Genomic DNA, 13692 nt, shown 5'->3' with positions numbered 1-13692 from the left:
AATTCGGGATTAGCATTAACGCATCAATCTGAAGAAAAAAGAGAACATGGCCGTCACTCACACCTCAGAAACACAATCTGCGCACGATCCTGTCGTTAAAAATGCCCACCGACCGCTGATCCTCATCGCCTGTATGTTGTCGATGTTTATGGCGGCGGTGGAAGTGACGATTGTCGCGACCGCGATGCCGACCATCATTGGCGATCTGGGCGGTTTCTCCCTGCTTGGCTGGGTGTTTGCCGTCTATCTGCTGACCCAGGCGATCACCGTGCCGGTGTACGGCAGGCTGGCCGATTTGTACGGCTGCCGGAAAATGTTTTTCATCGGCACCACGCTGTTTTTAATCGGTTCCGTTCTCTGTGGCTTCGCGCCATCCCTTGGCTGGATGATCGGTTTTCGTGCGTTGCAGGGGCTGGGCGCCGGGGCGATCACGCCGATTGCGACCACGCTTATCGCCAACGTCTATGGCCCGCAGGAAAGGGCGAAAGCGCAGGGGTATCTCTCCAGCGTGTGGGGTGTTTCGGCCATCGTCGGGCCGCTGATGGGCGCGTTTATTGTGTCGCATTTCCACTGGGCGGTGGTGTTTTGGGTCAACGTACCGATCGGTCTGGTGGCGATGGGGATTTTAATCAAATACCTGCCGCCGGACGGACAGCGTAAACAGCATCAGCTGGATCTGGCCGGTACCGGTTATCTGACCCTCTCGGTGGCGGCGTTACTGCTGGCGCTGCTGCAGGCCGAAGTGCTGGGTTACTGGGCGCTGGGGCTGATTGCGCTGGCCGTGTGCAGCGCGCTGTTGCTGATTCGTCAGGAGCGTAAAACGCCGGAGCCGCTGTTTCCGCTGGCATTGTGGCAGAGCAAAGTGATCATCGCCGGTAACGTCGGCGGCCTGATTATCGGCGCGACCATGATGGGGATCAGCGCGTTTCTGCCGACTTACGTGCAGGGCGTGCTTGGCGGCACGCCGTTACAGGCGGGCACCACGCTGGCGCTGATGTCGATTGGCTGGCCGCTGGCGAGTATGTTAAGCAGCCGGCTGATGCAGGCGACGTCATACCGCGCCACGGCGGTCATCGGCGGGATTTTGCTGGTGGGCGGCAGTCTGGCGCTGTTGTTACTTTCACCGACGTCCGGCTTGTGGGTTGCGCGTCTGGCGGCGTTCTCCATCGGTGCGGGCATGGGATTGTGTAACACCACGTTTATCGTTTCGGTGCAAAACAGCGTCGGGCCAGAGATACGGGGAATTGCCACGGCATCCACATTGTTTACCCGCATGCTCGGGTCGGCCATCGGCACGGCGTTACTGGGCGCGACGCTCAATCTTAATCTGCAATTCCGTTTGCCAGGGGTGAACGATCCGGTACAGCAACTGATGGAGAAAGCCACGCGTGGCGCGATGGAAGCCGGTCAGCTCAGTGCTATAACCGAAAGTGTTGCGGCCTCTTTGCACTGGGTGTTTGTGGTCTCGGCGGTGATTTCGGTACTGGCGGTCGCCGCCGGTTTACTGATCCCTTCCGGCGACCGCCCGCACCCGCAACCTCAGCGGGAAAGTTAAGCCGCCTGCCGTTGCTGTAGCCTGAACGCCGCTAACATCAGCGTCAGGCTCAGTAACACCGCCACGGACGCCATCGCCATTCCGTCGCCCACCGAACCTTGCTCAAACTGCCGCCAGACAAACACCGACACCGTTTGTACGCCCGCCGGGGAGAGCAGCAGGGAGGTCACCAGTTCACGTGAAGCGACGGCAAACACCATCATCATCGCCGCCAGCAGGCTTGGAAACACCAGCGGCAGCAGGATCAGCCGTAAGGTCTGTGCCGCCGTGGCACCATGCACCCGCGCGGCCGCATCGAGATTTCCGCCAATCTGTTTCAGCGCTGCGCTGACGTAACGCACCGGATACGGCAGCAGCAAACAGCAATAGGCCAGCAGCAAAATCCCCCAGGTGTTGTAAGGCGTCACCGGCCAGAAACTGCGGTTCCACGCCAGAATCAACCCGACGCCGACCACAATGCCCGGCAGCGCAGCGGGCAGCAAAGAGAGCCCGTCGATCCACGCCGCACCACGAATTTTCCGTACCACCACCAGCCAGGATGCCAGAAACCCGGTCAGCCCGGCGATCAGCGCCGTACCCGCCGCCAGACTGAGGCTGGTGGAGAGCGCCCCGATCGCGTCACCGTGCGCAGCAAACAGCGCGCTGAAATGCCGCAGGGTCAGATTCGAAAGCGCAAGGCCGCCTGACAGCGTGCCGGAAAATGCGGTCGCCAGCATCGAAAGCAGCGGCAGCGCGACGGCAATCAGCGCCACCAGTGAAAACAAAATCATCACCGGGATCGTCCGGCCAGCCAGGGATTTTTGCGTCAGGTCTGCCGGTTTGCCGGTCATACTTTCCACATTTTTACCCGCCAGCACCGCGCGCTGGACGCTGTAAGCACACAGCGCCATCGCCACCAGCACCAGTGAAAGCACTGCCGCACCGGGCAAATCGATCGGCCAGTCAGCCAGGCGCTGCTCGATGCCGGTGGTCAGCATCAGAATGCCGCTGCGTGAACCGAGTGCGCCGGGCACGCCGTACTCTTCAATTGACAGCGTGAATGCCAGCAACAGGCTGGATGCCATCGCCGGTAAGGCCATCGGTAACGTGATCCGCCAGAATGCCCGCCACGGGCCCGCGCCGTGGATCCGCGCCACATCGGCCAGGCGACTGCCGCTGGCGGCCATGCTGCGTGAGACGGCGAAATAGACCACCGGAAAGATATTCAGCGTCATCACCACGATCATCCCCGGCAGGGAAAACAGGAAATCATTCAGATGCAGCCACGGCAGCAGTTGCTGCACATATCCGTTGGTCTGCAACGCCAGCATCCACGACAGCGCGGCGATGTAAGGCGGCAGTAAAAAAGGCACCAGAAACAGCACATCCCACAGCCCGGCGCACGGCAGCCGGAACAATCCGCGCAGGGCGCCGAGCGGAATACCGATAAGCCCACTGCATAACGCCACGCCGAGCCCGACCTGTAAGGTCGTACCGATAAGCCCTGAGAGCTGAGGTTCGGCGAAAACGTGGCGAAATGCGCTGAAAGGTGCATCATAGCTGCTGGTGTCCAGATGCGGAAAAACCGCCTGTAACACCACAAAACTCACCGGTATGGCGACCAGCAACAGCAGCGCAAGGCCGGTCACGCCCGGTAAAAAAGCGTTCTTATTCATGATTTGTTTCTCAGAAACGGGCTGCGCAACCTGCGGCAACGCAGCCCGGCGGGCGTTATGGCTGGGCGAACAGTTTTGCGAAACGATCGAGAACGTCTTTACGTGAGGCAGAAGCCTGCGGGTCTTCCGGCAACAGCTTCAGGGATTTGAACAACGGACGTTTGGCGTCGATGTCCGTGCGCGCCGGCATCAGCCAGGCATCTGCCACCAGCTTCTGGCCTTCCGGCGAGAGGGCATAATCGATGAAAGCTTTGGCGTCTTTTTGTTGCTGGCTGGATTTAAGGATCATCATCGGGCGCGGAGCAATCACGGTGCCGCTGGCCGGGAAAATCACTTTGACCGATTCGCCGTCCTGCATGCTGGCGTAGGAAACGTAATCCACCGCGCCGAACACTGCCGCTTTCGCGCCCTGTAACACCGGCGTCAGCGCCTGCGCGTTCGGCCCGGCGATAATCATGCCGTTGGCTTTCAGGTCATCAAATAATTGCCATGCCTGCTGAGCGTGGGCATTTTGTAACCCGATCAGCAAATCCAGCGAGGCGCCGGAAAGAGAGGGATCCGGCGTGGTGACTTTGTCTTTGAACTCCGGTTTAGTCAGGTCGCCCCAGTCTTTCGGTTCCGGGGTGCCGCTTTTGGTGTTCCACACAATGCCCAGCGCGGAAATGCCCTGCGCGACGTAATACGGCGTTTTAAACTGCGCCGGCACCTGTTCTGCGTTCGGGCTCTGGTATTCCAGCAGCCAGCCGCGCTGTTCGAGATCGGTCGCGGTGTCCCACGAGGCGGAAATCAGGACGTCAGCGCGCGGATTGGCCTGTTCGGCTTCCAGTCGTGCCATCACTTTACCGGTAGTTGCCTGAAAAACATCGACTTTCACGCCGGTCTGTTTTTCATAGCCTGCCGCCAGTTTTTTAGCCAGCGAACCCGGCCCGGCGGTATAGAGGGTCAGCGCCTGCGCGCTGCCTGCTGCCATTGCGAGAGAAAGAGTCATTGCGGTGATTACGCCTGTTTTGGTTCCGGAAAATCGTGTGCGATTCATGTGTGTAATTCCATCAGAGGTTAAGCAACAAAAGGGGAAACGACGGAGGCGTCATTCAGGTCAATGCTGGCGATAGCGCCCTGATCCATGCGTGCGATCCGGTGAGCCAGGGCGCGGGCTTCGTGATGATCGTGGGTGACATACACCGCCGTGGTGCCAAGCTGGCGCAGCAGCGTTGCCATCTCTTCGCACAGGCTTTCGCGCAGGTCGCGATCAAGATTGGACAGCGGTTCGTCGAACAGCAAAATGCGCGGCTCGGCGACAATTGCCCGCGCCAGTGCCACACGCTGTTGCTGACCGCCGGAAAGCTCGGCAGGACGACGGGAGACGAAATCGGCCAGGCCGACCCGATCCAGCGCGGCCATCACTTTCTCGTGGCGGGCTGCGCCGCGAATACCGCGCATTTGCAGCGGAAACGCGACGTTTTGCCCGACGCTCATGTGCGGCCACAGCGCGTAATCCTGAAAAGCCATGCCGAGATTGCGTTGTTCCGGCGGCAGACTGAACGTTCCGCTGGCGACGACGTTGCCGTCAAAACAGATCTGGCCGGAGGCGGGCTGCAATAAACCGGCGAGCATTTTCAGCAGCGTGCTTTTGCCGCAACCCGAAGGGCCGAGCAGGGCGAGGATCGTGCCTGCAGGCACCGAAAGATTGACGTGATTGAGTACCCGGTTGCTCCCGAAAAAATGGGACACCTGATGGATGGCGATAGCGGGGGGAGAAGCAATGCGCGGTGGCGCATTCCCGCCGGTAAAAGCTGGAATGTTCATGACGGTACTATCCTCTTTGGGACTTATTGGTGAGATGAGCCTAAAGAGATTATGTGACGGGGAAATGACAGCAGGCGCTGCGCGGGAAAACGGAGGGTGCAGGCCGGAAACCTGCACCGCAAAGGGTTAACGGTAGTGCGCCTCTCCCCATGCCAGCATGCCCGCCAGCAGCGGTTTCAGCACGCCCTGAAGTTCGGTGGCTTTGTCTTCCGACCAGGCAAAGGGCTCGATTTCTTCCATGTAATTCACCTGTGCCAGCTCCAGCTGAACCGCGTGCTGGCCGGCCTGCGGCTGCCCGTACTCGCGGGTGATGTATCCGCCTTTAAAACGCCCGTTGAGCACGTGGCTAAACCGCGTTTGTTGCCGGCAACAGCCTTCCACCGCGTCGCTCAGCCCCGGCAGGCAGCTCGCGCCGTCGTTGGTGCCCAGATTGAGATCCGGCAGTTTTCCCTCGAAAAGCCGCGGAATGCGCGAGGCGATGGAGTGCGCATCAAACAGCAACGCATAGCCAAATTCCTGTTTCATCCGCGCCAGTTCCGCCTGAAGGGTCTGATGATACGGCTGCCAGATTTGTGCCAGATACTGCTGACGCTGTGCGGCGGTCGGTTCCATGCCGGGTTTAAAGGTCGGGCGTCCGTCGAACAAGGTATCGGGAAACAGCCCGGTGGTGGCCGTGGCATAAAGCGGTGTGTCGTCCGCCGGGCGGTTGAGGTCAATCACAAAGCGGGAATATTCACCCACCAGAATGCTGGCACCGAGCGCGCGCGCAAAATCGTACAGGCGGGGAATATGCCAGTCGGTATCAGACAACGGCAGCGCCGCATCCGTCAGACCACTGGCGACTTCCGGCGTCAGGTGCGTGCCTGCGTGAGGAATGCTGATCAGCAACGGCGCAGTTCCCCGGATAAAATGGTAAGGATTGGCGATAACGTGACTAGCTGAAAGGCTCATAAACGAACGTCTCCACGGGAGTGACCACGATAAACAACGGTGCAGGGCAGCTGACCACCCAGCCAGTAAACCAGCTCAGCCGGACGCGAAAGCGGCCAGTGAATAAAATCGGCGACTTTTCCCGCCTCCAGCGTGCCGTGTGTGGCCTGCAAACCCAGCGCGCGTGCGCCGTGACAGGTCACGCCTGCCAGCGCTTCCTCCGGCGTGAGGCGAAACAGCGTGCAGCCCATATTCAGCATTAAACGCAGGGAAAGGGCGGGCGACGTGCCCGGATTGGCATCACTGGCCAGCGCCATCGGCACGCCGTGCTGGCGAAAGAGGGCGACGGGCGGGCACTGCGTTTCGCGCAGCAGGTAATACGCGCCCGGCAGCAACACCGCCACGGTACCGCTGGCCGCCATGGCGATGGCGTCGGCGTCGGTGGCGTATTCGAGATGATCGGCAGACAGCGCGTGATGACGTGCGGCCAGCGCGCTGCCGTGCAGGGAAGAGAGTTGTTCAGCATGAATTTTCACCGGCAGGCCGAGAGCCTGAGCGGCAGTGAAAACCCGTTCGACCTGTTCCGGCGAGAACGCCAGGTGTTCGCAAAAAGCATCCACGGCGTCCGCCAAGTGCTCTCTGGCAACCACCGGCAGCAGGGTGTCACAAATCAGCTGAATGTAATCATCAGCCCGGCCTTTGAACTCCGGCGGCAGGGCGTGGGCGGCAAGACAGGTGGATTTCACCTCAACCGGCAACATGTGGCCCAGCCTGCGGATCACCCGCAGCATTTTAATTTCGCTTTCCACGCTCAGGCCGTAACCCGATTTAATCTCCACGCAGGTCACGCCCTCGGCCAGCAGCGGTTGCAGGCGGAACAATGCCTGCGCCAGTAGCTCCTCTTCGCTGGCCGCGCGGGTGGCGTTCACCGTCGATAAAATCCCGCCGCCTGCCGCCGCAATGTCGGCGTAGCTCACGCCGTTCAGACGTTGCTCAAACTCTGCGCTGCGGTCACCGCCGAAAACCAGATGCGTATGGCAGTCAACCAGCCCCGGCGTGATGATCCCGCCTGAAAACGCATGTTCCACGGCGCCGGGAAAATCCGGGCAGTCGGCCTCACTGCCGACCCAGAGAATGTGGCCGTCGCGCACGGCGATCACGCCGTTTTCGATCAGGTTATAGTGCCCGTCCTGCATGGTGACCAGCGTGGCACCACGCCATACGCTGTCACAATCGCGGGAGGGGGCAGAAGAGTGCGGGGACGTTGTTACCGGCATGGCAGGCTCCAGGTGGCGATCAATTGTCGGGATAATCATCTTGTATAGACAACTAAAGTCAACCTAGCGCATTCGCCGATAACCGGCAAGTGAAAAGCCGCTTAACCGTGACTGGTGAAACGTCCGAACAGCTGATAACGGGAACCGGGATAAATCAGACGCGCCGAGGTGACCACGCGGTTGCCGCTCCAGGTGCGGCGATGGATCAGCAGACAAGGCTCATGTTCGCCCAGTTGCAACAGCTCCCGCTGCTCGTCGCTGGCACTGATGGCTTCAACGCGGTGCTCACCGGCGGTCAGCGGCGCAATGGTCATCAGATACGTGTACGGCGACTGTTTGTTCAGCACTTCCTGCAGATAGTCCGGCGCAGTCTCGGGGTTGACGAAACGTTCTTCAATCTGCACCGGCACCCGGTCTTCGTAATGGACAATTTGCGAATAGAACAGGATCGCGCCGGGGGCGATTTCCATCTGTTGCGCCTGAGCGGCATCGGCCAGCCGCGCTTCGCACACCAGAATTTTGCTGTCATGACGATGGCCACGCCGGGCGATTTCATCGGCAATGTTGTGCACTTCCAGCATCGGGGTGTAAGCCTTGGCTTCAGCAACAAACGTGCCGACACCCTGCATGCGGATCAAAAAACCTTCGCTGGTCAGTTCGCGCAGTGCCCGGTTGATGGTCATGCGGCTGACGCCCAGTTCGTTCACCAGTTCGCTTTCCGACGGCACACGCTGATGCGGTTTCCACACGCCTGCGCGGATCTGGCTGACGATCGCCTGTTTGACGCGCTGATAGATCGGGGCGGGGGTGTCGCTCATCGCGGCGGCCAGTTCGGACAATGTCTGCTGGGACACTCCCTGTTGCGCTGCACCGTACTGCAAAAGTGGCGTCGGCTCCGACATGTCTTTTACCTCGTTCATTGAGTTTTCAACGCTCTTCATTTCACACGCATTGTCAGATGTGCAATGGCTGAATGGGATCCCTGATACAGCCCCGTAGTGTCCACCACGGGCAGGCAAACGAAAAGAGGACGACGGAAACAAAAATCAAAAAAATTCCTGTTGCAAGTTTACAGCGCAATCAGGCATATGTATATGTATAGACAAGTTGCTCAAAACTTTCTCACATCGGGTTTTGTTTCCCCATGTTTAATCAGGAACGATGTCATGGCTGCTTATTTTGCTTCACGCGCTTTACTCGCCGAAGGCTGGGCGCACGATGTACGTCTGGACGTGGATGCTGACGGAATGCTGACGGCGGTCACCGCAGGCAGCGGTTCGCAAGACTGCATCAGGCTTTCAGGGCCGGTCGTGCCGGGAATGCCTAACCTGCATTCGCATGCTTTCCAGCGGGTGATGGCCGGTCTGGCGGAAGTCGCCGGGGATCCGCAGGACAGTTTCTGGACATGGCGCGACCTGATGTATCGCATGGTGCAACGCCTGACGCCGGAGCAAACCGGTATCATCGCCCGCCAGTTGTACATAGAAATGCTCAGGGGCGGTTATACCCAGGTCGCCGAATTCCATTATCTGCACAATGATGTCAGCGGGCAGCCGTATGCCGATCGCGGTGAAATGACCGCGCAGTTAAGCGCCGCGGCGGAGCAGGCAGGTATCGGCCTGACGCTGCTGCCGGTGCTGTATCGCTACGCGGGATTTGGCGGGCAGCCTGCGCAGCCCGGCCAGAAACGCTTTATTCAGGATGTGGACAGCTATCTGCAACAGCAGGCGGTGGTTCACCAGCAGATCAGCGGCAAACCTCTGCAAAATAGCGGGCTGTGCTTTCACTCCCTGCGCGCGGTGACCCTCGGGCAAATGCGTGAGGTGCTGGCAGCGGGCGATGCGCACTCGCCGGTGCATATTCATATTGCCGAACAGCTGAAAGAAGTGAATGACTGCCTCGGCTGGAGCGGCCAGCGACCGATCACCTGGCTTTACGATAATCTCGATATAGACAGCCGCTGGTGTCTTATTCACGCCACCCATGCCGACCGTTTTGAGCTTGCCAGCATGGCGAAAAGCGGCGCTGTCGCCGGATTATGCCCGACGACGGAAGCCAATTTAGGCGACGGTATTTTCCCCGGTGTGGAGTACCTCGGGCACCAGGGCCGCTGGGGCATTGGCTCCGACAGCCACGTCTCGCTCAACGTCGTGGAAGAACTGCGCTGGTTTGAATACGGCCAGCGTCTGCGCGATCAGCGCCGTAACCGTCTGACGCTGGCGCATCAACACTCGGTGGGTGATGTGCTGTATTCACAGGCTTTACAGGGCGGGGCGCAGGCGTGCGGCGTTCCCGTCGGTAAACTCGCCAGCGGTTTTCGCGCCGACTGGCTGGTGCTGGACGGCAACGATCCCTATCTGGCGGCGGCGCAAAACAGTGAGCTGCTCAACCGCTGGTTGTTTGCCGGTCACGCCGGGCAAATCCGCGACGTTTATGTCGGGGGGATTGCCCGAATTATTGACGGACAACACGCGCAGCAACAGACCGCCGCCGCAGATTTCCTGCGGGTGCTTAAGCAACTGGCGGAGGACGTCGCATGACCGGCTGGCAGCATTTTACTTTGGCCGGGCTGCCGGTCACCCCCTGGCGTAACGGCGGTGGGGAAACCCGCGAAATCCTCAGCGCTGCGCAAGGAAACACCGATTTTGACTGGCGCGCCAGCATCGCCACTATCGCGCAGGACGGCCCGTTTTCAGCTTTTCCCGGCATTGACCGCTCCATCACTTTGCTTTCCGGCGCAGGCGCACAGCTGCTCGCGCCACCGGACATCAGTCACTCCCTGACACGCACCGGTGAACCCTTTGCTTTCCCCGGCGAAATGGCGATCACCGCCCGCCTGACCGCAGGCGTCACCACCGATTTCAACATCATGACGCGCCGGGCGGTGTGCCACGCGCGGGTGATCGCCGCACGGGAAACGCTGTCCGTTTCCACCGATCAGAGCGGTGTGATCTATGTCGTGAGCGGTGAATGGCAGATGCCGGACGGACGGCGCATCAGGCAGGGCGAGGGGTTTTACCGGGCCACACCGGCTGCCCGCGCGGACACCGCCCGGATACACACAGAACACCCGGACAGCTTGCTGCTCTGGGCCGCGATCGTCTTTCACTAATCAGTAGCGTACAGCCACCCGACAGGCTCCGGTCTGGTTCGGGTGAACTCTTAGCTTCACTTGTCTATACAGGAATAGATTATGGCTTCTTCATCCACAGAATTGACCCTTTGCCACCTGCAACCGGGTCTGGTTGATTTACCGATGCTGCGCAACATTTATCAGGGCAACGTGCGTCTCGAACTGGCTGAGGAAGCACGGGCCGACGTGCAGGCTTCACAGGAAACGGTTACCCGCATTGTGGAATCCGGCAAGGTGGTGTACGGCATCAATACCGGTTTTGGCAAACTGGCGCAGACCCGTATTCCGGCGGACCGGCTGGCGGAACTGCAACGTAATCTGGTGCTGTCACACAGCGTCGGCATAGGCAAAGATCTGGCCGATAACGTGGTGCGGCTGGTGATGGCAACCAAAGTGCTGAGCCTGTCGCGCGGGCATTCCGGGATCCGGATGGCGGTGATCGACGCACTGATTGCGTTGTTTAATGCCGGGGTGTATCCCTGCATTCCGGAAAAAGGCTCGGTGGGGGCATCCGGCGATTTAGCGCCGCTGGCCCATCTTTCCCTGATGCTGATAGGCGAAGGGCAGGTGACGGTAAAAGGGCAGAAAGTGTCAGCCCGTGAAGGGTTGGCGGTCGTCGGGCTTGAGCCGTTTGAACTCGGGCCGAAAGAGGGGCTGGCGCTGCTTAACGGCACGCAGGTGTCCACCTCGCTGGCGCTCTCCGGGCTGTTTGAGGCCGAGCGGGTCTTCTCCGCCGGTCTGGTGGCAGGTGCGTTGTCACTGGAGGCCATCAAAGGGTCCGTCAAACCGCTGGACCCGCGTATTCATCAGGCGCGCGGGCAGATCGGGCAAATCGCCGTGGCCGCGGCGGTGTCTGAGTTGCTGGCGGGGAGTGACATTGTCACTTCCCATGCCGGGTGCAGCCGCGTGCAGGATCCCTATTCCATCCGCTGTGTGCCGCAGGTGATGGGCGCCTGCCTCGATAATTTGCATCACGCCGCACGCATTTTACGCATTGAGGCCAACGCGGCGTCTGATAATCCGCTGGTGTTTGCCGAGAACGGAGAGGTGATTTCCGGCGGGAATTTCCACGCCGAGCCGGTGGCCTTCGCGGCGGACATTCTGGCGCTGGCGATTGCTGAGATCGGCGCGATTTCAGAACGCCGCATGGCGCTGCTGCTTGATACCGGGCTGTCCGGCCTGCCGCCGTTCCTGGTCAACGACGGCGGGGTCAACTCCGGCTTTATGATTGCGCAGGTCACCGCCGCGGCGCTGGTATCTGAAAACAAATCACTGGCGCACCCCGGCAGCGTGGACAGCCTGCCGACGTCGGCTAATCAGGAAGATCATGTGTCCATGGCGACCTACGCCGCGCGGCGTCTGGGCGACATGTGCTTTAACACCAGCGTGGTGGTCGGCATCGAAGCGATGGCCGCGGCGCAGGGCATCGATTTCCACCGTCCGTTGCAAAGTTCGGCCCTGCTGGAAAACGAACTGAAAGCCATTCGCGCCGACGTGCCTTTCCTTGAACAAGACCGCCTGATGGCACCGGATGTCGAGATGATGCGTCTGTGGGCCACCCGTGAACACTGGCCGGCGATCATTGAAGCGCTGTTGCCAAGTTTTGCCTGATTCTCCTGACCCGATAAAGGATACGAAAATGAACGCTCCACAAAAAACTGCCGTTGCCCGCGTAGTTCGTGCCGCGCACGGCACAGAACTCAGTTGCCAGAACTGGCTGATCGAAGCGGCTTACCGCATGTTGCAGAATAACCTCGACCCCGACGTGGCCGAACGCCCGGACGATCTGGTGGTGTATGGCGGCATTGGCAAAGCGGCGCGTAACTGGCCGGCTTTCGAAGCCATTCTCGACAGCCTGCGCAAGCTGCGTGAAGACGAAACGCTGCTGGTGCAATCCGGTAAACCGGTGGGCGTGTTTCGTACGCACACCGATGCGCCCCGCGTGCTGATCGCCAACTCCAATCTGGTGCCGCACTGGGCAAACTGGGAGCACTTCCACCAGCTGGATAAAGCCGGGCTGATGATGTACGGCCAGATGACCGCCGGTTCGTGGATCTACATCGGTGCGCAGGGCATCGTCCAGGGCACTTACGAAACCTTCGCCGAAGCAGGGCGTCAGCATTACAACAGCGACCTGCGCGGCAAGTGGATTTTAACGGCCGGTCTGGGCGGTATGGGCGGCGCACAACCGTTGGCCGGTGTGCTGGCCGGCGCCTGCGTGCTGGCGATTGAATGTCAGGAATCGCGCATTGATTTCCGCCTGCGCACCCGCTATCTCGATTACAAGGCGCACAGCATTGATGAGGCGCTGGCGATGATCGAAAAAGCCTGTGCAGAGAAGAGAGCGATTTCCGTGGGATTACTGGGTAACGCGGCTCAGCTGATGCCGCAACTGGTGGCGCGTGCCAGAGAAGGCGGCCTGCGTCCGGATATGGTCACCGACCAGACTTCCGCACACGACCCGCTGAACGGTTATCTGCCGGAAGGCTGGAGCCTGGAACAATGGCAGGCGGCGCGTCAGTCCGACCCGCAGTCAGTGATCAAGGCCGCGAAGGCCTCGATGGCGAAACACGTTCTGGCGATGCTGGATTTCCACGCGATGGGCATCCCGACCGTGGATTACGGCAACAACATCCGTCAGGTGGCAAAAGACGAAGGTGTGACTAATGCGTTTGATTTCCCAGGGTTTGTTCCTGCCTATATCCGCCCGCTGTTCTGCGAGGGCAAAGGGCCGTTCCGCTGGGTGGCGCTCTCCGGTGATCCGGAAGATATCTACAAAACGGATGCCAAACTGAAAGAGCTGTTCCCGGATAATGCCAATCTGATCAACTGGCTGGACATGGCGCGTGAACGCATTGCCTTTCAGGGACTCCCGGCGCGCATCTGCTGGCTGGGGCTGGGCGAGCGTCATATTGCCGGTCTGGCCTTCAACGAAATGGTGCGCAACGGCGAGCTGAAAGCGCCGGTGGTGATTGGCCGCGACCATCTGGACACCGGTTCGGTGGCGTCGCCAAACCGTGAAACCGAAGCGATGAAAGATGGCTCGGACGCGGTGTCTGACTGGCCGTTGCTGAATGCCTTGCTCAATACCGCAGGCGGCGCGACCTGGGTCAGCCTGCACCACGGCGGCGGCGTCGGTATGGGCTTCTCGCAACATGCGGGCATGGTGATTGTGGCGGACGGCACACCCGAGGCAGATGCCCGGCTGGCGCGTGTACTGTGGAATGATCCGGCGACCGGCGTCATGCGTCATGCGGATGCAGGCTATGAACAGGCAGCCGAATGCGCAGCGCGACATGACCTGAATTTACCGATGATCTGAGCTGTGACGTGAGG

At 60.3% G+C, this 13692-nt stretch carries 11 protein-coding genes; 5 read left to right on the top strand and 6 right to left on the bottom strand.

Going from position 1 to position 13692, the window contains the following annotated elements; all coding sequences use genetic code 11:
- Positions 1 to 46 precede the first annotated feature (46 nt).
- On the top strand, positions 47 to 1555 hold the full coding sequence (locus tag ACO0U8_RS00890) for an MDR family MFS transporter (RefSeq protein WP_421670099.1): 1509 nt from the start codon (positions 47 to 49) through the stop codon (positions 1553 to 1555).
- Here ACO0U8_RS00890 and ACO0U8_RS00885 read toward each other — a convergent pair.
- The 6 genes from ACO0U8_RS00885 to hutC all read right to left on the bottom strand — a co-directional run bounded on the left by ACO0U8_RS00885 (position 1552) and on the right by hutC (position 8125).
- Positions 1552 to 3210 carry an ABC transporter permease gene (locus ACO0U8_RS00885; RefSeq protein WP_421670098.1) on the bottom strand — a complete coding sequence of 553 codons (1659 nt, stop codon included), beginning with the start codon at positions 3208 to 3210 and terminating at the stop codon, positions 1552 to 1554. The two genes, ACO0U8_RS00890 and ACO0U8_RS00885, sit on opposite strands and share 4 nt — an antisense overlap.
- Positions 3211 to 3265: 55 nt before the next feature.
- Positions 3266 to 4246 (bottom strand): ABC transporter substrate-binding protein, encoded by a 981-nt coding sequence (locus ACO0U8_RS00880; protein WP_122095412.1) that lies wholly within the window; start codon positions 4244 to 4246, stop codon positions 3266 to 3268.
- Positions 4247 to 4266: 20 nt separating this feature from the next.
- Positions 4267 to 5016: an ABC transporter ATP-binding protein gene (locus tag ACO0U8_RS00875; protein WP_421670097.1), complete on the bottom strand. Its 750-nt coding sequence runs from the start codon at positions 5014 to 5016 to the stop codon at positions 4267 to 4269.
- A gap of 126 nt (positions 5017 to 5142) precedes the next feature.
- Positions 5143 to 5967 (bottom strand): N-formylglutamate deformylase, encoded by an 825-nt coding sequence (gene hutG, locus ACO0U8_RS00870; protein WP_421670096.1) that lies wholly within the window; start codon positions 5965 to 5967, stop codon positions 5143 to 5145.
- Positions 5964 to 7223, bottom strand: a complete 1260-nt coding sequence (hutI, locus tag ACO0U8_RS00865) for an imidazolonepropionase (protein WP_414071133.1) — start codon at positions 7221 to 7223, stop codon at positions 5964 to 5966. Before hutI ends, hutG begins: the two co-directional genes overlap by 4 nt.
- Before the next feature lie 101 nt (positions 7224 to 7324).
- Positions 7325 to 8125 carry a histidine utilization repressor gene (gene hutC / locus ACO0U8_RS00860; protein WP_183848144.1) on the bottom strand — a complete coding sequence of 267 codons (801 nt, stop codon included), beginning with the start codon at positions 8123 to 8125 and terminating at the stop codon, positions 7325 to 7327.
- 264 nt (positions 8126 to 8389) lie between these two features.
- On the opposite strand from hutC, the gene ACO0U8_RS00855 reads away from it, so the two are divergent.
- The 4 genes from ACO0U8_RS00855 (at position 8390) to hutU (ending at position 13678) form a co-directional block, all read left to right on the top strand.
- Positions 8390 to 9763, top strand: a complete 1374-nt coding sequence (locus ACO0U8_RS00855; protein WP_421670095.1) for a formimidoylglutamate deiminase — start codon at positions 8390 to 8392, stop codon at positions 9761 to 9763.
- Complete coding sequence (locus ACO0U8_RS00850) at positions 9760 to 10335, top strand: HutD family protein (protein WP_421670094.1); 576 nt, start codon at positions 9760 to 9762, stop codon at positions 10333 to 10335. Before ACO0U8_RS00855 ends, ACO0U8_RS00850 begins: the two co-directional genes overlap by 4 nt.
- Before the next feature lie 81 nt (positions 10336 to 10416).
- The gene (gene hutH / locus ACO0U8_RS00845) at positions 10417 to 11967 is read left to right on the top strand and encodes a histidine ammonia-lyase (protein ID WP_421670093.1); all 1551 of its coding nucleotides are present in this window, start codon (positions 10417 to 10419) and stop codon (positions 11965 to 11967) included.
- Between the two features lie 28 nt (positions 11968 to 11995).
- Positions 11996 to 13678 (top strand): urocanate hydratase, encoded by a 1683-nt coding sequence (gene hutU, locus ACO0U8_RS00840; protein WP_421670092.1) that lies wholly within the window; start codon positions 11996 to 11998, stop codon positions 13676 to 13678.
- Positions 13679 to 13692 lie beyond the last annotated feature (14 nt).

This window comes from Rahnella sp. EDr1-12 (assembly GCF_049206505.1).
Taxonomy (GTDB): domain Bacteria; phylum Pseudomonadota; class Gammaproteobacteria; order Enterobacterales; family Enterobacteriaceae; genus Rahnella; species Rahnella rivi.
Note: the sequence above shows the minus strand (reverse complement) of the source record. Positions and strands in the feature narration are given on the sequence as shown.